We start from the raw sequence: 20,185 nt of genomic DNA on the forward strand, positions 1-20,185 counted from the left end.
GTCTTTATACCGGTTGGTACTCGGCGCCCCGACGGGGTCCCCGGACCGCCCTGGGCGGCGCTACGCGGTGATGCCTCTCAGACCGGCGAGTTCACCCCGCCGCGCCTCGACCAGCGCGGCGGCGAGCTTCCTGGCCGCCGCCTCGCTGCCCGCGCCGACCTCGGAGCGCGACACCTTGGCGGAGTGCTCCAGATGTTCGCGGATCTGGACGACGAAGACCTTCTCGAAGGCCGCGCCCTCGGCGGCACGCGCCCGCGTGAGATCGCCGGGTGTCACCATGCCCGGCATCTCATGGCCCTCGTGCACATTGGTGGAGGGCAGGCCCAGCTCTTTCAACAGCGGGCGCATCCGGGCGAGTTCGGCGCGGTGCGCGGTGGCCAGATCGCCCGCCCAACTGCGCAGCCGGGGGTCGTCCGCCCGGTCGGCGGCCATCGTCAGCAGTTCGACCGCGCCCTCGTTCATGGGGGTCATGAGCTGGATCCACGCCGCGTCGGTCGCACCGGGGAGGGGGCCGGCAGGGCTCGGCCGTACGGGAGCCGAGGCCGCGGGCGGTTCGCCGGCCGCCGAGGGGGTGGACGAGGACGAGCAGCCCGTCACCACCAGGAGGGCGAGGAGCGCCGCCGCCGTACCGCGTACCGCCTTCATGGGGAGTCCTCCGGTGGGGGAAGTGTGGGGGCGCCGTCGGTCCCTGCCCGGGCCGGGTGGCCCCGGGCAGGGACCGGGCAGGTCCGCTCAGGAAGGCCGGCCGTCCGCACCGCACTTGATGATGGGACGGATGCAGTCACGTACCCGCCGCTCCATCTCCGCCGCCGGCCAGACGTTGAAGAAGTCGCCGTGCATCGTGTAGCCACGGCCCGAGGCGAGCTTGAACCGCGCCGGATCGCCGTTGACGGGATACCTCAGCACCTGCCGCAGCTTCGGCACCGGCACCGGGTGGGTCGACGGGCAGGCGCCCGCCACCGGGTACGACATATGGCTCTTGTGGTCGGCCGAGTCGAGGTCCCGGCCGTTCCAGCACTGCGGGAAGTCCAGATACGACTCCAGCATGGCGCCCGCCGGGCAGTTGACGAAGTCGGTGGACGGGTTGACCTCGCCGTGGTGCAGACACGACCAGCGCGCCTGTGTGTTGTCGTTGGGACCGGTCGCCTTGGCGTTGCCCGCCACGATCCGCAGTCCGTACGGCAGCGACTGGGTCTGGGCGATGATGTCGTCCCTGACGCCCTCACCCAGGTAGTAGAAGGTGGTGCCGGTCGGCTCGACCTCCTTCGTGCCGTCGTACAGGGTCGGGACCCAGTACGACGAGAGGTCCTCCTTCGGCGCGCAGGTGGTGCGGCCCCGCGCCAGGCTGTTGACGTCGGAACGGGCGTTCGTCGTGTCGTTGCCGAAGAAGCTGTGCATGTGCGAGGCGCCGGGCAGCCCGGGGAAGACGATCGGGTCGTCCGGGAGGCGGTGGCTGTACGGACACTCGGCGAGGAACTCGGCCACGCGGACGACGGCCGCGCCCTCGGTGCCGGACCGGGCCTTCTCGGCGGCGGCCGTTCCGGTGCTCGCGCTGCTCATGTTGGCCTGGAGCAGGGAGGCGGTGAGCGCGACGAGGGCGAGGGCGACGACGCGTCGGCGCCAGGACGCCAGTCCGGTGCGCAGGAGGCTGAGGGTGCGGGGGTTTCCGGGGCTGGGGGAGGGTCTTCTGTGGAGCACGGCACTCCAATCCGAGGAATCGGGGGGTTCCTTGATCACGTTAGAGAGCGCTCTCTGGCGCTGAACGTAAGAGCGGGTCGCAGGGGTGTCAATAGCTGCGGCAAGCCCGGTCAAGTAGCGCCGTATCAAGGGGAGTTGCGGTGCGGGAGCGCTGGAGAGCGCTCCCTCAAGACCACTGCCCGAGATGGGTGATTCGTGGCCGCGGCCGGCGCGGGGGGCGGGAGCGCGGTCGTCGGCGGGGGCGCGGGGAGGGGCGGCTCAGGCGCGCAGCCGCGCCGCGCCCTCCCGTACCGCCGCCATCGCCTGCCGCTGGAGCCCCGGCCCGAACGTGATACGTGTCGCGCCGAGCCTGCCCAGCTCCGACAGCTCGGCCGCGCCGCCCGGCGCGGCCCCGACGTTGACCGGGCCGTCGATCCCGGCCCGCAGCGCCGGGATCGCCTCGCGCGGGGCGCCGATCGGGTACACGCAGTCCGCGCCGGCCGCCACGTACAGCCCCGCGCGGGCGATCGCCTCCGCCGGGTCGCCCGTCCCGCGGATGAAGGTGTCGACGCGGGCGTTGAGGAACAGCCGGTCCCCGGCCGCCGCCCGGACCTCGGCCAGCCAGTCGGCGTGCCGCCGGGGGTGCTTGAGACGGCCGCCGGCGGAGTCCTCCAGATTGCAGCCCACGGCGCCCGTGTCGAGGAGCCGGGCGACCAGCTCGGCCGGGGCGAGTCCGTAGCCGTCCTCGATGTCGGCGGTGACGGGCACCGCCGCCTCGCCGCCGGAGACGGCCCGGACGATACGGGCCACCGCGGCGAACATCTCGTCCGGCGGGGTGGCGCCGTCCTCGTAACCGAGCGAGGCGGCGACCCCCGCGCTCGGCGTGGCGAGCGCCGGGAACCCGGCCTCCGCGTAGGCGCGGGCGCTGCCCGCGTCCCACGGCCCCGGCAGGACGAGCGGGTCATCGGCGGCGCGGTCGTGGTGCAGGGTGCGGAAGGCGGTCGCGAGCGTCATGGCTGATTCGTGTCCCGGCTGAGGAGGCGGATGCGGCGGTGGTCCCGTGCGTGTCGTGCCGGACACGACGCGGGGCGTGTCCGGAGGGCTCACTTCCCGCGCGCCACCGGCGTGTAGTGACCGGGGGCCATCCGGCACGTGACCGCGAAGCGGTTCCACGAGTTGATGACCGTGATCGCGGCGATCAGATGGGCGAGTTCGGTCCCGTCGAAGTGCGCCGCCGCCCGCTCGTACACCTCGTCCGGTACGAAACCGTCCGTCAGGACGGTGACCGCCTCGGTGAGCTCGATCGCCGCGACCTCCCTCGGCGAGTAGAAGTGGCGGGACTCCTGCCAGGCGCCGAGCTGGACGATCCGCTCCACCGACTCCCCGGCGGCCAGCGCCTCCTTCGTGTGCATGTCGAGGCAGAACGCGCAGTGGTTGATCTGCGAGGCGCGGATCTTCACCAGCTCGTACAGCACGGGGTCGATCCCCTGCCGGACCGCCTTCTCGAAGCCGTACATCGCCCTGGAGACCTCGGGCGCGAGCTTCGCCCACTCCAGGCGCGGCTCGTGCTCGGGGACACGGTCGTGCCCGTGCTCGCTCTCGTTCGTCGTCATGGAGACGACGCTACGCGTCCGGTGGCACAGCGGTATGGTCCATTTCCATGATGGATTCCTGGGCCAATGAGACGAGCGCCGAGGAGCCGGACAGCGCGGGGCCGGCCGGTGCGCGGCGGCAGGTCACCGCGGTCACCGTCGGCACCGACCTCCATCTGGAGCTGCGCGGTCCCGGACTCCGCACGGGGCTGATGGACGCCCTGCGCGAAGCCGTCCGCACCGGGCGGCTGGCCCCGGGCACCCGGCTGCCCTCGTCCCGTACGCTCGCCGCCGACCTGGGCGTCGCGCGCAACACCGTCGCCGACGCCTACGCCGAACTCGTCGCCGAGGGCTGGCTGACGGCGCGACAGGGCTCGGGGACGCGGGTCGCCCGGCGGGCCGCGCCGCGCACGCGTACACCGAGCGGTCCGCCGGCCCGGCCGAGCGGCCGGGGGCCCGCCCACAATCTGCGGGCGGGCTCGCCCGACCTCAGCTCCTTCCCGCGCGGTGAATGGCTCGCCTCGGCCCGCCGGGCACTGGCGGCGGCGCCGTACGACGCGTTCGACTACGGGGACCAGCGCGGGCGCGTCGAGCTGCGTACCGTTCTCGCCGACTATCTGGCCCGGACACGGGGGGTGTACGCCGACCCCGGGCGGGTCGTCCTCTGCTCGGGGTTCGTCCACGGCCTGACGCTGATGGCCCAGGTACTCGCGGCCCGCCGGGGGAGGGCCGGAGCGAGGGGCGGTGCGAAGGCGGCCCGCGCGGTGGCCGTCGAGTCGTACGGGCTCGGCTTCCACCGCGACATCCTGGCCGCCGCCGGGCTGCGCACCCCCGCGCTGCCGATCGACGGACTCGGCACCCGCACCGAGGAGCTGACGTCCGGCGCGGGCGGGTTGCGCGGCACCGACGCGGTGCTGACGACCCCGGCGCACCAGTTCCCGACCGGGGCCGCGCTCCATCCGGACCGGCGCGCGGCGGTGGTGGACTGGGCGCGCGGTGCGGGCGGGCTGATCCTGGAGGACGACTACGACGGCGAGTTCCGCTACGACCGCCAGCCCGTCGGCGCGCTCCAGGGCCTGGACCCGGAGCGGGTGGTGTACCTGGGCACGGCGAGCAAGTCCCTGGCTCCGGGGCTGCGGCTGGCGTGGATGGTGCTGCCCGGGGCGCTGGTGGGGGAGGTGATCGAGGCCAAGGGCGAGGTCGCGGCGGTGCCGAGCGCCGTCGACCAGCTCACCCTGGCCGAGTTCATCACCTCCGGCGCGTACGACCGCCATGTGCGGTCCATGCGGCTGCGCTACCGCCGCCGGCGCGACCAGCTGGTGGAGGCGCTGGCCGAACACGCGCCGGAGTCACGGGTCACCGGTATCGCCGCCGGGCTGCACGCCGTGGTCGAACTCCCGCCCGGCACCGACGAACGCGGCGTGATCCAGGCGGCGGCCTGGCAGGGCCTGGCGATCCAGGGCCTCTCCGCCTTCCGGCACCCGTCCGCCCCACCGGGGCGCGAGGCGCTGGTCGTCGGCTACGGCGCGCCGACGGACAGCGCCTGGGCCGGTGCGCTGGACGCGCTCTGCCGCGTACTGCCGTGACCCCCGCCCGGCCCGCGGGGAGGTCCGCCGGACCGGGGCTCAGTCCGTCCGCGCCGGGGCGACCGCCTCCAGCGCGTCGACGCCGCCCGACATGACCGTGCGCAGATGCGCGGTGAGATGCTCGACGGGCCAGTCCCACCAGGCGATCGCCAGCAGCCGGCCAACATCGGCGTCGTCGTAGCGGCGGCGGATGAGTCCGGCCGGATTGCCACCGACGATGCCGTAGTCCGGTACGTCGTCCACCACGACCGCGCCCGCGGCGATCACCGCCCCGTGGCCGATCCGCACACCGGGCATGACCGTGCTCCGGTACCCGAACCAGACGTCGTTGCCCACCACCGTGTCGCCCCGGCCGGGCAGTCCGGTGATCAGGTCGAAGTGCTCGCTCCAGGAACCGCCCATGATCGGGAAGGGGAACGTCGACGGGCCGTCCATCCGGTGGTTGGCGCCGTTCATGATGAACCGCGTCCCCTCGCCCAGCGCGCAGTACTTCCCGATGACCAGCTTCTCCGGCCCGTAGTGGTAGAGCACGTTCCGGGTCTCGAACGCCGTCGGCTCGTCCGGGTCGTCGTAGTACGAGAAGTCCCCGGCCTCGATCAGCTCCGAGGTGATCAACGGCTTCAGCAGCACCACCCGGGGCCGGCCGGGAATCGGATGGACGACCGTCGGATCGGCGGGCGGGGCGGGAACGTCGGGCATGGCGGACCGGTCTCCTCGTGCGCGGGGCGGATCCGTGCATCCTGCCCGAGCGGCCGACCGCGGCGAAAACGATTTCGGCACGACTCCCAAGGGCGCAAATGGGCACCAGTTGAGGAGAGTTCGGGGACCGGCCTGTCCGGTGCGGCCGCCGGGCATCTAATGTGTGCGGCGAGCACGGGATTGACGGGTCGAAGGATCGACCGGCAGACGGGGGAGGACGGGGCGATGGCCGCCGTAGGACAACGCAGGTTGCGGTCGAGCACGGTGGTGCTCGGCGGCATGGGAATACTCGCACTGACGATCACCTCCTGCAGTTCGGAACCGGACAGGCGCTGCGCCGACCGGAACACCTACGAGGAGCTGTCCAAATCTGACTGCGACGGTGACGGCAACGGCTCGTACTACTACGGCGGCAAGAGCAGCAAAGGCCGTGTCCAGGGCGGCAGCTTCGACAAGTCGGCGGTCGACCGCGGCGGCTTCGGCTGCTCGTCCACCGGCGGCGGCTGAGCGGCGCCGGCGCACGATGATGCAGCGTCGGACCATCGAGCCACGCCCCGGCTGGCAGCGGACGGTCGAGGAGCAGGGGCTCGTCTATCCGCTCACCCGTCATCCGGACGACTCCCTGCGTCCGTACTGGGACGAGAGCGCCTACTACGTCTTCTCCCTCCCCGAGGTCGAGGCTCTCGAAGCCGTCGTCGAGGAACTGCACGCCATGTGCCTCGCCGCCGCCGAGCACATCGTGAAGAACGACCGCTTCGCCGATCTCGGCGTCACCGACCCCCGGCTGGCCTCGCTGATAGCCGAGTCCTGGCACCGGCGAGACGAACTGCCCTCCGTCTACGGCCGGTTCGACCTCCGCTACGACGGCACGGGGCCGGCCAAGATGCTGGAGTACAACGCCGACACCCCCACGTCCCTGGTCGAGGCCGCCAGCCCGCAGTGGTTCTGGATGGAGGAGCGCTTCCCCGGCGCCGACCAGTGGAACTCCCTGCACGAACGGCTCGTCGACGCCTGGCGCCGCCAGGCACATCTCCTTCCGCCGGGTCCCCTGCACTTCGCGCACTCCGACGGTGACGAGCTGGGCGAGGACCTGATGACCGTCGCCTATCTGCGTGAGACGGCCCAGCAGGCGGGTCTCGAGACCGAGGCACTGTCCGTCGAACAGATCGGCTGGGACAAGCTGTCCGGCCGCTTCGTCGACCACCGGCTGCGCTTCATCCGCAGCTGCTTCAAGCTGTATCCGTGGGAGTGGCTGACCACGGACCGCTTCGGCCCCCAGGTGCTCGACACCCTCGACAACGGGGGCGGCACCGGCAGCACCTGCTGGATAGAGCCCGCCTGGAAGATGCTGCTCTCCAACAAGGCGCTGCTGGCGATCCTCTGGGAGCTCAACCCGGACCACCCGAACCTGCTGCCCGCCTACCTCGACGGGCCCCGCGGACTCGCCATCGACGGCGGTTATGTCTCCAAGCCCCTGCTCGGCCGGGAGGGCGCCGGAGTCACCGTCCACGAGCCCGGTCACCCGCCGGTGGTGCGCCAGGAAGCCTGCTGCTACCAGGCGTTGGCGCCCCTGCCCGACTTCGACGGCAACCGCGTCGTCCTCGGCGCCTGGGTCGTCGAGAACGAGGCGGCCGGCCTCGGCATCCGGGAGTCGTCGGGCCTGATCACGGACGAGTACGCCCGCTTCCTCCCGCACGTCATCCTGTAGGCCGCGCGGCCCGGCGGCTACCGGGCCAGGACCGCCCGCAGCTGCTCCAGGCCCCAGTCCAGATCCTCCTTGCTGATCACCAGCGGCGGGGCGATCCGGATCGTCGACCCATGGGTGTCCTTCACCAGCACCCCCCGCCCCATCAGCTTCTCGGAGATCTCCCGGCCCGTGCCGTACGACGGGGAGATGTCCACCCCCGCCCAGAGCCCCCGGCCGCGCACCGCCTCCACCGCGCCACCGGTCGCCATCAGCCCCAGCTCATGGTGGAGGTGCTCACCGAGCTCCGCCGCCCGCTGCTGGTACTCGCCCGTGCGCAGCATGGCGATGACCTCAAGGGCCACCGCGCAGGCCAGCGGATTCCCGCCGAACGTCGAACCGTGCTCCCCGGGCCGGAACACCCCGAGGATCTCGCTCGACGACACCACGGCCGACACCGGCACCACGCCGCCGCCGAGCGCCTTGCCCAGCACGTACATGTCGGGCACCACGCCCTCGTGCTCACTGGCGAAGGTCCTGCCGGTCCGGCCCAGGCCGGACTGGATCTCGTCCGCGATGAACAGCACGTTCCGCGACCGGGTCAGCTCACGCACGCCCGCGAGATAGCCCGGCGGCGGCACCAGCACCCCCGCCTCGCCCTGGATGGGCTCCAGCAGGACGGCGACGGTGTCGTCGGTCATCGCGGCGTCGAGCGCGGCGAGATCCCCGTACGGCACGATCTCGAAGCCCGGCGTGTAGGGCCCGTAGTCCGCACGGGCCTCCTGGTCGGTGGAGAAGCTGATGATCGTGGTCGTACGGCCGTGGAAGTTGTCCGCCGCGACGATGATCTTGGCGGTGCCGTCCGGCACGCCCTTCGTCCGGTAGCCCCATTTGCGGGCCGTCTTCACGGCGGTCTCCACCGCCTCCGCGCCCGTGTTCATCGGCAGCACCATCTCCATGCCGCACAACTCGGCCAACCGGGTGCAGAATTCGGCGAACCGGTCGTGGTGGAACGCCCGCGAGGTGAGCGTCACCCGCTCCAGCTGGGCCTTGGCGGCGTCGATCAGACGCCGATTGCCGTGGCCGAAGTTCAGCGCCGAGTAGCCGGCGAGCAGGTCGAGGAAGCGCCGCCCCTCGACGTCGGTCATCCACGCGCCGTCCGCCGAGGCGACGACCACGGGCAGCGGGTGGTAGTTGTGCGCGCTGTGCGCCTCCGCAGAGGCGATGGCGCTCTCCGTCGTACCCACGGGTTCTCCGTTCGGTCGAGCCAAGCCATCCGGTCAGGACGCGGTGGCGCCCCTGTTTCTGTCGTCACTCGCCAGTGTGGACGAAGAAACCTTGCCCCCGGCGTGCCCGGGGAGACAACCCCGCAGGCGGGTCGGGTCGGATCACACGTCCGGCAGCAGCCGGCGCGGGACCGCCCCGGGCCCTCCCTCCCGTCTCCTCACTCCTTTGACGCACCGCTCACCCCGGATCGGTTCCCAGCCTGTCCCGACCTGGCGGCCCCACCTGAGAGAATGGGAGGCATGGTCACTCGTCCTCGCGCGCTCTCCGGTATCCAGCCCACCGCAGGCTCGTTCCACCTCGGGAACTACCTCGGTGCCATCCGGCAGTATGTGGCGCTGCAAGAAACCCACGACGCGTTCTACGCGGTCGTGGACCTGCACGCGATCACCATGCCGCAGGAGCCCGCCGACCTGCGCGCCAACACCAGGCTCGCCGCCGCGCAGCTCCTCGCCGCCGGTCTCGACCCCCAGCGCTGCACGCTGTTCATCCAGAGTCATGTACCCGAACACGCCCAGCTCGGCTGGGTGATGAACTGTCTGACGGGCTTCGGCGAGGCGTCCCGGATGACGCAGTTCAAAGACAAGTCCGCCAGACAGGGCGCCGACCGCGCCACGGTCGGACTCTTCACGTATCCGATCCTCCAGGTCGCCGACATCCTGCTCTACCAGGCGGACTCCGTCCCGGTCGGCGAGGACCAGCGCCAGCACGTCGAGCTGACACGTGACCTCGCCGAGCGCTTCAACACCCGCTTCGGGAGCACCTTCACGATCCCGAAGCCGCACATCGTCAGGGAGGTCGCGAAGATCTACGACCTCCAGGACCCGTCGATCAAGATGAGCAAGTCGGCCTCCACGCCGAAGGGCCTGGTCAACCTGCTGGACGACCCCAAGGTCACCGCGAAGAAGATCAAGAGCGCCGTCACCGACACGGGCACCGAGATCCGCTTCGACGCCGCCGAGAAGCCGGGCATCAGCAATCTCCTGACGATCTACTCCACCCTCACCGGCGCGAGCATCCCCGATCTGGAGAAGAAGTACGACGGCAAGGGCTACGGCGCGCTGAAGGTGGACCTGGCCGACGCGATGGTCGACTTCGTCACACCGTTCCGCAGCCGCGCCCAGGAATATCTGGACGACCCGGAGACGCTGGACTCGATCCTGGCGGAGGGCGCGGAGAAGGCCCGCACGGTCGCCGCGGAGACGCTCGCCCAGGCGTACGACCGGATCGGCTTCCTGCCCGCGAAGCACTGAGGGGGCACCGGGGCGGACGCGGCCGACGGTCCGCCCGCCCCGGCCGGACGCGGACGACGCCATACCGCATTCGCGCCGTCCGCGTACTGCTGACCAAGGACCCTGGCCAGAAGAACGGTGCGAGCGCCACACTGGCGCAGGGACGGAATCGGCCGGAGCCGTCCCGCACGCACGAAGCACCACCGCCACACCGCGCCACCGCCACACCGCACGACCGGCAGACACACGGACTGAGGAGAACGACGTGGGGACCGTAACGCTCGGCGTTTCGATCGCGGTCCCGGAGCCGTACGGCAGCCTGCTCCAGGAGTGCCGCGCGGGCTTCGGCGACCTGGCCGCGCACGGCATTCCCACTCATGTCACGCTCCTGCCACCGACGGCGGTCGACGCCGCGGCGCTGCCCACCATCGAGGCGCACCTCGCCTCGGTCGCCGCGGCGGGCCGGCCCTTCCCCATGCGGCTCTACGGCACGGGCACCTTCCGCCCGCTGTCGCCGGTGGTCTTCGTCCAGGTCGTCGAGGGCGGCTCGGCGTGCACCTGGCTCCAGAAGCGGGTCAGGGAGGCGTCCGGGCCGCTGGTGCGTGAACTCCAGTTCCCGTACCACCCCCATGTGACGGTGGCGCACGGCATCTCCGAGGAGGCCATGGACCGGGCGTACGAGGAGCTGGCCGACTACTCCGCCCGCTGGAGCTGCACGTCCTTCGGCCTCTACGAGCAGGGCCCCGACGGCGTCTGGCGGATGCTGCACGAGTACGTCTTCGGCGGCGGTACGGAGATGACGGGGGTGCCCTCCCAGAGCACCCCCGCCGACCTGCCCGCGACCTCCTCGCTGCGTCAGTAGCCGCCGACCGGCCCGTACGGACCGGCCGTCCGGGCTCAGATCGGCAGCCGCCGGAACACCGCCCTCGGCAGATGCCGCAGCACCGACATCGCCACCCGCAGCGCTCCCGGCACCCACACCGTCTCCGAGCGGCGCCGCAGCCCCAGCTCCACGGCCACGGCCACCGCCTCCGGCGTCGTCGCCAGCGGTGTCTCCTCCAGCCCGGCCGTCCTCCTCGTCCGTACGAAACCGGGCCGCACGACCATCACATGCACACCCGTGCCGTGCATCGCGTCCCCGAGCCCCTGCGCGAACGCGTCGAGACCCGCCTTGCTCGACCCGTAGATGAAATCGGCGCGCCGCGCCCGCTCACCGGCCACCGACGACAGCACCACCAGCGAACCGTGCCCCTGCGTCTGCATCGCCGCCGCGCACACCAGACCGGCCGAGACCGCGCCCGTGTAGTTCGTCTGCGCGACCCTGACGGCCGACACCGGATCCGCCTCGTCGTGCGCCTGGTCGCCGAGGACGCCGAAGGCGAGGAGCGTCATGTCGATGTCGCCCTCCGCGAAGACCTTGCCGAGCACTTCCGCGTGCGACGCCGGGTCGAGCGCGTCGAAGTCGACGGTGCGCACCTCCGCGCCCCGTGTACGGAGCTGCTCGGCGGCGGTGTCGAGCGCGGGCGACGCGCGGCCGGCCAGCCAGACCGTGCGGGTGCGACGCGTGATCAGCCGGCGCGCGGTGGCGAGCGCGATCTCGGACGTGCCGCCGAGGACGAGCAGGGACTGCGGAATGCCGAAGGCGTCCTTCATGGTGCGGTGCTCCTTGCAGCGAGGGTGCGGGTGAGCCTCATGACGGCCGGGACGGGCTGGGGCAGGGCTTCGGGGCCGGGGGCCGGGGGGCGGTGCGGCCCCGCCGGTGACGGAGACGGTGTCGTCGGTGCCCGGCTCGGCGATCTCGGCGGACATGGTCGAGACGGTATCGCCCTAAACGCGGTTCTCTGCGCTATAAGCCGTATTCACTGCCTTACTCGTATGAATGGGTGGCAGGGTGAGCGGTGGCGGGCACTGACGTGAGAATCGGCATCCGGGGTACCCGACCGTTGGTTCTCCGATCCGAGGGCAGGTCTCCGTCATGGACTGGCTGAAAAAACTCCCCGTCGTCGGGCCGCTCGTGGCCCGGCTGATGCTGACGCACGCCTGGCGCTCCTACGAGACCCTCGACCGGACGCACTGGACCCGGCTCGCGGCGGCGATCACCTTCATCAGCTTCCTCGCGCTCTTCCCGCTGATCACCGTGAGCGCGGCGATCGGGGCCTCGCTGCTCAGCGAGGACCGGCTCGACCAACTCCAGGACAAGCTCAAGGACCAGGTGCCCGGCATCTCCGACCAGCTCGACCTCAACGCGCTGGTCGCCAACGCGGGCACGGTCGGTCTGGTGGCGGGCGCGCTGCTGCTGTTCACCGGGATCGGCTGGGTCGGCTCGATGCGGGAGTGCCTGCGCGCCGTGTGGGAGCTGGACGGCGTGGACGAGGGCAACCCCTTCGTCCTCAAGGCCAAGGACGCGGTCATCCTCGTCGGGCTCGGCGTCACCGCGCTCGCCTCGGTCGGCGCGTCGGCCCTCGGCTCCACGGCCGTCGGCTGGAGCGCCGACCGGCTCGGCATCGCGGAGGGCGGCGTGGGCGGTGTGCTGCTCCAGATCGCGGCGATCGTCGTGGCGGCCGTCGCGGGCTTCCTCATCCTGCTGTACGTGCTGACGCTGCTGCCCGGTGTGCATCCGCCGCGGCGCCGGCTGATCGTCGCGGCGGTGATCGGCGCGATCGGCTTCGAACTGCTGAAGCTGCTGCTCGGCGGCTATGTGCGCGACGTGGCGGGCAAGAGCCTGTACGGCGCGTTCGGGGTGCCGGTCGCGCTGCTGCTGTGGATCAACTTCACTGCGAAGCTGATGCTGTTCTGCGCCGCCTGGACGGCGACGCCGAGCAAGGACGAGCCGTCGCCGGAGGAGGGGAGCCCGGCGGGGACGGACGACGACGCGACGGACTCGGCTGCGGTCGCCCCCGGCGGCTAGGGTCTGTCGTTTGGATCTTGCCGGACCGGCGGGGCGGGCCCGGAGCGCGCCGCGCCGATGACGCCCGCGCCCGACGCCGCTCGCCCCGGACGGTGCCGTCCCCGCCGGAGGGCCGGTGGCGGCCCCTCAGCGGCCCGGCAGGCGCTTGACGAGGTCGGGCAGCGGCCAGCGGCGGTTCACCAGGAACACGGCCCCCGCCAGCAGCAGCAGGGCGCCGCCCGTGATGGCCACCGCGATCCCCATGCCGCTCGATCCCGACGAGGCGGACGCCTTGTCGCCCAGCGAAGCCTGGTCCGCCCCGCCGTCGCCGCCCGATTCGCCCGTGCCGCCCGCTTCCTTGTCCCCGACGGCCTCCTTGTCGGAGCCGTCGCCGGGCGATGCGGGCTTCACCAGCTCGCCGATCGGCTCGACCTTCCCCGCGGCGGTGAAGCCCCAGTCCAGCAGCCGGGCCGTCTCCTGATAGACCGCCAGGCTCTCTTCCCCGGACGGGTTCATGACCGTGACGAGCAGCACCTTGCCGTCGCGCTCGGCGACACCGGTGAAGGTGGAGCCAGCGTCGGTGGTGTTGCCGTTCTTGACGCCGGCGATGCCCTTGTAGGGGTCCAGGCCCGCGTCACCGGTCAGCAGCCGGTTGGTGTTCTGGATCTCGAAGGTCTCGCGCTTCGGGGCCTTCTTGCCCTTCTTCGCCTTCTTCTCCTCGCCCGGGAACTGAACCCTGACCGTCGACGAGTACTCCCGGAAGTCCTTCTTCTGGAGTCCGGAGCGGGCGATCAGCGTGAGGTCGTACGCGCTGGAGACCTGCCCCTTCTCGTCGTAACCGTCCGGTGAGACGACATTCGTGTCGAGCGCCTTCAGCTCGGCCGCGTGCCTGTTCATGTCGGCGACCGTCTTGCGGACGCCGCCGTTCATCCCGGACAGGACGTGCACGGCGTCGTTGCCCGAGCGCAGGAACACGCCCATCCACAGGTCGTGGACGGTGTACGTGCTCTCCTCCTTCACCCCGACGAGGCTGCTGCCCTCACCGACGCCGGCCAGGTCGGCGCTCGTCACCTTGTGGGACCGGTCCTTCGGCAGCACGGGCAGGACCGTGTCGGCGAAGAGCATCTTCAGCGTGGACGCGGGCGGCAGCCGCCAGTGCGCGTTGTGCGAGGCGAGGACGTCACCGCTCTCGGCGTCCGCCACGATCCACGACCTGCCGGTCAGCTTCTTCGGCAGGACCGGCACACCCGGGGCCAGATTCACCTGGGTGCCGGGCTTGCCGAGCAGGGTGCCACCGACCGTCGACATCGCCGCCGGCGGCTTCGGCCGCCTGTCCTCGGGCTTGTCCGCGTCCGCGTCGTCCGCCAGGACGGGAGCGGCGGTCAGAAGGGGCAGCAACGCGGCGGCGACGACCGTCAACGCGGTCTTTTTCAATGCGGACACGGTCGGAAACGTACATGGCCTGACAGTCGATCCGAACACCGGCGGCCGGACCCGCCGCTTCCACCGCTGGGACAGACCACTTTCCGGCCATCGGCCCTCGTCGGGCAGCCCCCGGCGAAGCGGTGGCACGGCCTCCGGCGATACTGGATCCATGAAGCTCAGCCGCCCCGTGTCCTGGTTCCTGCTCGCCTTCGGGGTGTGGAGCTGGTTCATCTGGATCACCTTCGTCAAGAATCTGTGGCAGGACGGCAGCGGACTCGCCTTCGACGACGCCGGTGATCCCACGGGCTACTTCTGGGTGCATCTGCTGCTCGCCATTACGTCCTTCCTTCTGGGGACGGGAGTTGGGGCGGTGGGGTTCCGCGGAGTCCGCGCCCGGCGCCACGAGACGCGCGGTGATTCCCCTCACGAGCCCAGGAACGAACCCGGCGACGAGCACGTAGTACAGAGACAGCGACAGGGATAAAAGGGGACCGGCTTGTGATCGTCGTGGTTGTTCTGATGGCACTCGTCGCCATCACGCTGGTGGCGGGCGCGCATTACTACATATGGCGGCGCCTGGTCCGCGACACGACAGTGGCGGGCGGTACGGCCCGCAGGGCGGGCACCGCGGTGATGATCCTGCTGCCGGTCCTGACCGTCGCCGGTGTCGGGGTGGGCCGCGCCGAGACGCCGTTCGCGCTGAAGCAGGTCCTCGGCTGGCCCGCGTACATGTGGCTGGCGACCCTGCTGTATCTGCTGCTGGCACTGCTGGTGGGCGAGGCCGTACGGCCCGTGCTGCGCCGGGTGCTCGACCGGCGGGCGGCGGGCCGCGGCACCCCGGAGACCGTGGCCGTCGAGGAGCCGGCGACCGTCGGAGGGCCCGCGCCGGCGAACGCGCCGGCCGCCTCCGGCCCCGACACGGACAAGGGCACGGAGCCGGACCCCGCCGCCCCGGAAGACCCCGCTGCCTCCGCGGACCCCGCGGCCCCGGCCCCCGGCCCCTCGCGGCGCCTCTTCGTCTCCCGTGTCGTCGGCGGCGCCGCGGCCGCCGCCGCGCTCGCCACCGTCGGACACGGCACGGTGAACGTGCTCTCCGGCCCCACTGTGAAGCGCGTCACCGTGCCCCTCGCCAAGCTGCCGCGCGCCGCCCACGGCTACCGGATAGCCGTCGTCAGCGACATCCACCTCGGCCCGCTGCTGGGCAGGGCCCACGCGCAGCGCATCGTGGACACCATCAACTCCACCAACCCCGACCTCGTCGCCGTCGTCGGTGACCTGGTCGACGGGACCGTCGCCGACCTGGGGCCGGCGGCCGAGCCGCTGGCCGGGCTGCGGGCGAAGCACGGCTCGTACTTCGTCACCGGGAACCACGAGTACTTCGGTGACGCGGCCGAATGGGTCGACCACGTAAGGGAGTTGGGCCTGCACCCGCTGGAGAACGCCCGCGTGGAGATCGCCGGGTTCGATCTCGTGGGCGTCAACGACATCGCGGGCGAGGAGGAGGGCGAGGGCCCCGACTTCCGGAAGGCGCTCGACGGCCGTGACCCGGCGAGGGCGTCCGTGCTCCTCGCGCACCAGCCCGTCGTCATCCACGACGCGGTCGAGCACGGCATCGACCTCCAGCTCTCGGGACACACCCACGGCGGCCAGATGTGGCCGGTGAACTACATCGCGCAGGCGGCCAACCCGACCCTGGCCGGTCTTGAGCGGTACGGCGACACCGCGCTCTACGTGACGCGCGGGGCCGGGGCGTGGGGCCCGCCGGTGCGGGTCGGGGCGCCCGCGGACGTCACGGTCGTGCAGCTGGCGTCCCGCCAGGCGTGAGAGCCGCCGGCCGGGCCCGCGGCAGCGTGACCGTCACCGTCAGGCCCGTCCCCGGAGCCGTCCGTACCGACACCGCGCCGCCGTGGGAGCGCACCACCGCCTGCACGATCGCCATCCCGAGCCCGCTGCCCGCACCGCCGCTCCCGGCCCGGAAGAAACGGTCGAATATCCGGTCCGCGTCCTCGCCGCTCATCCCCGGCCCCTCGTCGCGGACGCACAGCCGCACCTCACCCGCCTCCGAACACCCCAGCTCCACCCGGACCGGCACGTCCGCGTGCGTGTGGACACGCACGTTCATCAGCAGATTGCCGATGACCTGCCGGAGTCCGGACTCGTCCGCCCGGACGAGCACCGCGCCCGCCGCCGCCACGTCGAGCGGCCGGTCCGGCTGCTGCGCCCGCAGATCGTCGGTCGCGTCGCGGACCAGCCTGCTCAGATCCACCGGTCGCAGCCGCAGCACCGGCCGCTGGTCGAGCCGGGCCAGGGTGAGCAGCTCGTCGACGAGCCGGGCCATCCGGTCCGCCTCGTCGGTCATCCGCGCCAGCGCGCGGGCGTGCTCCGCCTCTCCGCTGAGCATTCCCTTCTGGGACAGCTGGAGATAGCCCCGGATCGCGGACAGCGGCGTACGCAGCTCGTGCGACGCGTCGGCGACGAACCGCCGCAGCTGCGCCGCGCTGCGCTCACGCGTCACGTACGCGGACTCGACCTGCTGGAGCATGGCGTTGAGGGCGAGCCGCAACTGCTCCGTCTCGGTGACCGGGTCGTGGCGGCCCGGCACCCGGCGGGTCAGATCGCCCTCGGCGATGGCCGTCGCCGTCTCGACCATGTCACCGAGCGGGCGCAGCGTACGGTTCGCGTTCACCAGGGTGATCAGCGCGAGCAGGACCAGCAGCAGCCCGCCGGCGGCGGCGTCGAGCTTGAACGCGAGCAGCAGGCTCTCGTGCACGGCCTTGGTCGACGTCGAGATCAGCACCGTGGAGCCGTCGCCGAGCCGGGCCCCCACCACCCGGTACGGGTCGCCGCCCACCCGCACCTCGCGCACGCCCCGCTCCTCGCTCAGGGCGGTCGGGTCGGTGACGGTACGGGCGAGTTCACGCTGCCGCTCGCTCGGTACGACACCGGCGAACTTCAGCGCCCTGCCGTGCGCGTCGACCGCCACGAAGACGGAGTCGGGTGCCGGCAGAGAGCCCGTGCCCGGCCTGCTGGGCGAGACCTTCTCCACTATCGCCGCGAGCGAGCTGAGCGACTCGATCTGCCTGATCGTCAGTTCGGTGCGCCGCAACCCGTCGCGCGACGTGGTCAGTTCGGAGTCGATGGAGTCCAGCAGATAGTGCCGCAGCCCGAAGAGACTGACCGCGGTCGCGATCGTGATGCCCAGCGCCAGCAGCACCACATTGACCAGCGTGAGCTTCGAACGCAGCGAGCGCGTACGGTGCCTGGGCCCCCGGAAGGGCATCCGGAAAGGCCTCCGGGGGCGCACCCGGGGGAGCGGGGTCACGAGGGGTCCGGCCCCGCGATGCCGTAGCCGACCCCGCGTCTCGTCACGATCAACGGCGGTCCGTGCACGTCGAGTTTGCGCCGCAGATAGCTGATGTAGGTCTCCACCACCGTGGACTCGGCCGCGTGCTCGTACCGCCAGACGTGCCGCAGCAACTGCTCCTTGGTCACCACCGCACCGGCGTTGCGCACCAGGAACCGCAGCAGCGCGTACTCGGTCGGGGTCAGCTCCACCGTGCGGCCCGCCCTGCGCACCGTGTACGTCGCCTCGTCCAGCTCCAGATCGCCGTACCGCAGCGGCGGCCGGACGGCGAGCCGGTCGGCCGGGCGGGTCCGGCGCAGCACCGCCCGGAGCCTGGCGACCACCTCGTCCACGTTGAACGGTTTGGTGATGTAGTCGTCACCGAGGGAGAGTCCGCCGACGATCTCCGCGGGCGCGTCCCGCGCGGTGAGGAAGAGCACCGCCATCTCCGGGTGCGACAGCCTCAGTTGGCGCGCGATGTCCCGGCCGTCGCCGTCCGGGAGCATCACGTCGAGCAGCGCGACGTCCGGGCGCGCGCGCCGTACGGCCTCCGCCGCCTCCCGTACCGAGCCCGCCGCCAGCACCTCGAACCGGTGGTAGCGCAGGGCGATGGTCAGGACGTCGGCGATGCTCGGCTCGTCCTCGACCAGGAGCACGGTCGCCGGTGCGTCCGTCGGGTCTCCGGCGGTCACAGCTCCAGCAGTCATGGCACCAGTATCCGCACGTGCCCTCGCCGCCCGGCCCGTGCCTCCTTGGAGTTCCTTGAGAGTCACCTCCGCGCACGCGCCCGGACCGGTGTGCCCACCCGATTCTGGAGTTCCGGCCCGACCCGCGGGAGAAGGGAACGGGCACGTCACGAGCGGAGGGAACGGACTGTGGAGGCATGGGCACGGCGGTGCCGCCGGCACAAGCTCGTGGTCCTGGCGCGGGGGCTGCCGCGCAGACTCGGCGGGCGGCTCCCGCCCCCGGCCGCCGGGGCCCCCGAGGCCGCCTCGCCGGCGCGGGCGGAGCCTCCCGAGGAGGCGAGCGTCTCCGGCGCCACCGTCGTGTACGGCTTCGTCCGGACGGAGGACGGCGCGCCCGTCGCCGGTGCCGTGCTGACCCTGGTCTCACCCGGCGGCGTACGGCTCGACCGGGTGGCGACGCTCGCCGACGGTTCGTACATCCTGAGCGCCCCCGCCGGCGGCGCCTGTCTGCTGGGCGCGGTGTCACGGGGGCACGAGCCGTGGACCCGGCGCATCGAGGTCGGCGGCGAACCCCTCGTCCACGATCTGACACTCAGCCCCTCGGAGGCCGCCTCCCCCTCGCGCCCGGTCTGACCGAACGGTGGAGGCGCGACGCCGCGCGCACGGAAATACGCTGCGGGCCACCGCCCCATCGGTCAGAGTCGGGACCATGATGAGTGCGGAGGATGTGCTGGGCGTCCTGGACCTGCTCGACCGGGCGGGCATCGAGGTGTGGCTCGACGGCGGCTGGGGCGTGGACGCCCTGCTCTGCGAACAGACCCGCCCCCACGAGGACCTGGACATCGTCGTGCGCGCCGAGAGCCTGGCCCACTACGGGCGCACGATGGGAGACCACGGCTTCCGGCTGTTCCGCGACGACGGTCCGTACAACCACGTGCTGGTGGACGACGGCGGCCGGCTGGTCGACGTCCACGCGGTGGACCTGGGCACCGCGCGCACGGACGAGCGGGGTACCGAGGTGTACGGCCCCGGCGGGCTGCCCTATCCGGTGGGTTCGCTGACCGGCAGCGGGCGGGTCCGGGGCCGCCGGGTCGGCTGCGGCACCCCCGAGTTCCAGATCGCCTCGCACACCGGGTACGCGCTCGACGAGGACGACGAACGTGACGTGCTGGCCCTGCACCACCACTTCGGCGTACCGCTGGCCGGCCGGGTGCGCGCGTGGCACGAGGAGGAGGGGTGGGGCGTGCTGGACGCCGCCAACTTCCGCGAGGACGTCTGGGCGCACTTCTCGGCCGTCGCGGGTGAGACCGGTGTCGAGCCGGTGGCGGGCCAGGCCGTCACGTTCTCCGTAGAGGAGGCCGAGCAGGACGGCTACCGCCGACGCGCGGTGACGGTCTGGCCCGAGGGCACCGGAGCCCCCGGCAGCGGAGCCGGTACGGCGGCGCCCCTCCCGTCACATGCTGCTGAGTGACCTGGCGTACGCGACCTGCCCCATGACCTGCTGGAACGAGTCCGGTCCGGTGGCCTGGACCATCGTCGAGTGGTGCTTGCCGCCGCTGGTCACCATCACCTGGATGAAGCCGGTCGTCTTACGCTCCTTCATCAGGAGGAAGAGCAGACCGAGCAGACAGAACAGGAAGAAGATGACCGCCAGGATGATGGCGTGCGTCGGGATCTTCTCCTCCGTGCGCGACATGTCCGTCGCGTTCCACACCGCGCCGCGCAGCGGCAGCGTGCCGGAGGGTGTCACGATCCCGTGGTTCATGACGGTGATGTCGCCGATCGACACCAGAGGCGCGCCGCCGCCCGCCTGCGCGGCGGGCATGTGCTGGCCGGCCATCGTCGGGTCGTAGCCCTGACCTGGACCCGGATAGCCGTATCCCGGGGCCGGGTTGGGATAGCCGTATCCCGGCTGGGTGGGGCCCCATCCGTAGGCGCCGTCCCCCTCCGGATTCGGGTTCGGATTCGGCTGGCTCATGTCTCCCCGCTTCCCCTGTCACTGGTCTGACCGAATCCTGGCACAGAAAGGGCCCGCTCCGTACGGGCCGTTACGGCTTTGTACGGAAACGGGCCCTCGCCCGGTACACGGG

At 71.9% G+C, this 20,185-nt stretch carries 21 protein-coding genes; 10 read left to right on the top strand and 11 right to left on the bottom strand.

Going from position 1 to position 20,185, the window contains the following annotated elements:
* Nucleotides 1-60: 60 nt before the first annotated feature.
* From ACZ61E_RS04335 to ACZ61E_RS04350, 4 genes are all read right to left on the bottom strand, one after another.
* Nucleotides 61-645: a DUF305 domain-containing protein gene (locus ACZ61E_RS04335; RefSeq protein WP_469697439.1), complete on the bottom strand. Its 585-nt coding sequence runs from the start codon at nucleotides 643-645 to the stop codon at nucleotides 61-63.
* A gap of 87 nt (nucleotides 646-732) precedes the next feature.
* Nucleotides 733-1,698 (bottom strand): DUF1996 domain-containing protein, encoded by a 966-nt coding sequence (locus ACZ61E_RS04340; RefSeq protein ID WP_469697441.1) that lies wholly within the window; start codon nucleotides 1,696-1,698, stop codon nucleotides 733-735.
* 258 nt (nucleotides 1,699-1,956) lie between these two features.
* The gene (locus ACZ61E_RS04345) at nucleotides 1,957-2,691 is read right to left on the bottom strand and encodes an isocitrate lyase/PEP mutase family protein (RefSeq protein ID WP_469697443.1); all 735 of its coding nucleotides are present in this window, start codon (nucleotides 2,689-2,691) and stop codon (nucleotides 1,957-1,959) included.
* Nucleotides 2,692-2,780: 89 nt separating this feature from the next.
* On the bottom strand, nucleotides 2,781-3,290 hold the full coding sequence (locus ACZ61E_RS04350) for a carboxymuconolactone decarboxylase family protein (protein ID WP_469697445.1): 510 nt from the start codon (nucleotides 3,288-3,290) through the stop codon (nucleotides 2,781-2,783).
* 191 nt (nucleotides 3,291-3,481) lie between these two features.
* Here ACZ61E_RS04350 and pdxR point away from each other — a divergent pair, with 191 nt between their 5' ends.
* Nucleotides 3,482-4,855 (top strand): MocR-like pyridoxine biosynthesis transcription factor PdxR, encoded by a 1,374-nt coding sequence (gene pdxR, locus ACZ61E_RS04355; RefSeq protein WP_469697574.1) that lies wholly within the window; start codon nucleotides 3,482-3,484, stop codon nucleotides 4,853-4,855.
* A 39-nt stretch (nucleotides 4,856-4,894) separates the two neighbouring features.
* On the opposite strand, the gene ACZ61E_RS04360 is transcribed toward pdxR, so the two are convergent.
* Nucleotides 4,895-5,554 carry a CatB-related O-acetyltransferase gene (locus ACZ61E_RS04360; RefSeq protein ID WP_469697447.1) on the bottom strand — a complete coding sequence of 220 codons (660 nt, stop codon included), beginning with the start codon at nucleotides 5,552-5,554 and terminating at the stop codon, nucleotides 4,895-4,897.
* Nucleotides 5,555-5,779: 225 nt separating this feature from the next.
* On the opposite strand from ACZ61E_RS04360, the gene ACZ61E_RS04365 reads away from it, so the two are divergent.
* Complete coding sequence (locus tag ACZ61E_RS04365; RefSeq protein ID WP_469697449.1) at nucleotides 5,780-6,061, top strand: hypothetical protein; 282 nt, start codon at nucleotides 5,780-5,782, stop codon at nucleotides 6,059-6,061.
* 19 nt (nucleotides 6,062-6,080) lie between these two features.
* The gene (locus ACZ61E_RS04370) at nucleotides 6,081-7,262 is read left to right on the top strand and encodes a glutathionylspermidine synthase family protein (protein WP_469697575.1); all 1,182 of its coding nucleotides are present in this window, start codon (nucleotides 6,081-6,083) and stop codon (nucleotides 7,260-7,262) included.
* A 17-nt stretch (nucleotides 7,263-7,279) separates the two neighbouring features.
* Here ACZ61E_RS04370 and rocD read toward each other — a convergent pair whose 3' ends face one another.
* Nucleotides 7,280-8,485: an ornithine--oxo-acid transaminase gene (gene rocD, locus ACZ61E_RS04375; protein ID WP_469697451.1), complete on the bottom strand. Its 1,206-nt coding sequence runs from the start codon at nucleotides 8,483-8,485 to the stop codon at nucleotides 7,280-7,282.
* 270 nt (nucleotides 8,486-8,755) lie between these two features.
* Between rocD and trpS the strand changes: the two genes are divergently transcribed.
* Nucleotides 8,756-9,775 carry a tryptophan--tRNA ligase gene (trpS, locus tag ACZ61E_RS04380; RefSeq protein ID WP_469697453.1) on the top strand — a complete coding sequence of 340 codons (1,020 nt, stop codon included), beginning with the start codon at nucleotides 8,756-8,758 and terminating at the stop codon, nucleotides 9,773-9,775.
* A gap of 244 nt (nucleotides 9,776-10,019) precedes the next feature.
* A complete protein-coding gene (locus ACZ61E_RS04385) occupies nucleotides 10,020-10,616 on the top strand; it encodes a 2'-5' RNA ligase family protein (protein ID WP_469697455.1) in 597 nt (198 codons plus the stop codon).
* Nucleotides 10,617-10,651: 35 nt separating this feature from the next.
* Here the strand turns inward: ACZ61E_RS04385 and ACZ61E_RS04390 are convergent, their stop codons facing one another.
* Nucleotides 10,652-11,407 (bottom strand): decaprenylphospho-beta-D-erythro-pentofuranosid-2-ulose 2-reductase, encoded by a 756-nt coding sequence (locus ACZ61E_RS04390; protein WP_469697457.1) that lies wholly within the window; start codon nucleotides 11,405-11,407, stop codon nucleotides 10,652-10,654.
* Between the two features lie 322 nt (nucleotides 11,408-11,729).
* On the opposite strand from ACZ61E_RS04390, the gene ACZ61E_RS04395 reads away from it, so the two are divergent.
* Nucleotides 11,730-12,662: a YihY/virulence factor BrkB family protein gene (locus ACZ61E_RS04395; RefSeq protein ID WP_469697459.1), complete on the top strand. Its 933-nt coding sequence runs from the start codon at nucleotides 11,730-11,732 to the stop codon at nucleotides 12,660-12,662.
* Between the two features lie 126 nt (nucleotides 12,663-12,788).
* On the opposite strand, the gene ACZ61E_RS04400 is transcribed toward ACZ61E_RS04395, so the two are convergent.
* Nucleotides 12,789-14,084 carry a D-alanyl-D-alanine carboxypeptidase family protein gene (locus ACZ61E_RS04400; RefSeq protein ID WP_469697461.1) on the bottom strand — a complete coding sequence of 432 codons (1,296 nt, stop codon included), beginning with the start codon at nucleotides 14,082-14,084 and terminating at the stop codon, nucleotides 12,789-12,791.
* A 151-nt stretch (nucleotides 14,085-14,235) separates the two neighbouring features.
* Between ACZ61E_RS04400 and ACZ61E_RS04405 the strand changes: the two genes are divergently transcribed.
* Together ACZ61E_RS04405 and ACZ61E_RS04410 are read left to right on the top strand one after the other, a co-directional pair.
* Nucleotides 14,236-14,550, top strand: a complete 315-nt coding sequence (locus tag ACZ61E_RS04405) for an SCO4848 family membrane protein (RefSeq protein ID WP_469697463.1) — start codon at nucleotides 14,236-14,238, stop codon at nucleotides 14,548-14,550.
* A 35-nt stretch (nucleotides 14,551-14,585) separates the two neighbouring features.
* Complete coding sequence (locus tag ACZ61E_RS04410; protein WP_469697464.1) at nucleotides 14,586-15,890, top strand: metallophosphoesterase; 1,305 nt, start codon at nucleotides 14,586-14,588, stop codon at nucleotides 15,888-15,890.
* On the opposite strand, the gene ACZ61E_RS04415 is transcribed toward ACZ61E_RS04410, so the two are convergent.
* Both ACZ61E_RS04415 and ACZ61E_RS04420 read right to left on the bottom strand, forming a co-directional pair.
* Nucleotides 15,856-17,346, bottom strand: coding sequence for a sensor histidine kinase (locus tag ACZ61E_RS04415; RefSeq protein WP_469697466.1), 1,491 nt, complete (start codon nucleotides 17,344-17,346; stop codon nucleotides 15,856-15,858). The two genes, ACZ61E_RS04410 and ACZ61E_RS04415, sit on opposite strands and share 35 nt — an antisense overlap.
* Nucleotides 17,347-17,384: 38 nt before the next feature.
* Nucleotides 17,385-18,116 (bottom strand): response regulator transcription factor, encoded by a 732-nt coding sequence (locus ACZ61E_RS04420; protein ID WP_469697468.1) that lies wholly within the window; start codon nucleotides 18,114-18,116, stop codon nucleotides 17,385-17,387.
* 168 nt (nucleotides 18,117-18,284) lie between these two features.
* On the opposite strand from ACZ61E_RS04420, the gene ACZ61E_RS04425 reads away from it, so the two are divergent.
* Together ACZ61E_RS04425 and ACZ61E_RS04430 are read left to right on the top strand one after the other, a co-directional pair.
* Nucleotides 18,285-18,728: a carboxypeptidase-like regulatory domain-containing protein gene (locus ACZ61E_RS04425; RefSeq protein WP_469697470.1), complete on the top strand. Its 444-nt coding sequence runs from the start codon at nucleotides 18,285-18,287 to the stop codon at nucleotides 18,726-18,728.
* Nucleotides 18,729-18,804: 76 nt separating this feature from the next.
* A complete protein-coding gene (locus ACZ61E_RS04430; RefSeq protein ID WP_469697472.1) occupies nucleotides 18,805-19,566 on the top strand; it encodes a cold-shock protein in 762 nt (253 codons plus the stop codon).
* Here the strand turns inward: ACZ61E_RS04430 and ACZ61E_RS04435 are convergent.
* Nucleotides 19,549-20,073, bottom strand: a complete 525-nt coding sequence (locus ACZ61E_RS04435; RefSeq protein ID WP_469697474.1) for a hypothetical protein — start codon at nucleotides 20,071-20,073, stop codon at nucleotides 19,549-19,551. The two genes, ACZ61E_RS04430 and ACZ61E_RS04435, sit on opposite strands and share 18 nt — an antisense overlap.
* Nucleotides 20,074-20,185 lie beyond the last annotated feature (112 nt).

Source organism: Streptomyces sp. NPDC104581 (assembly GCF_055583685.1).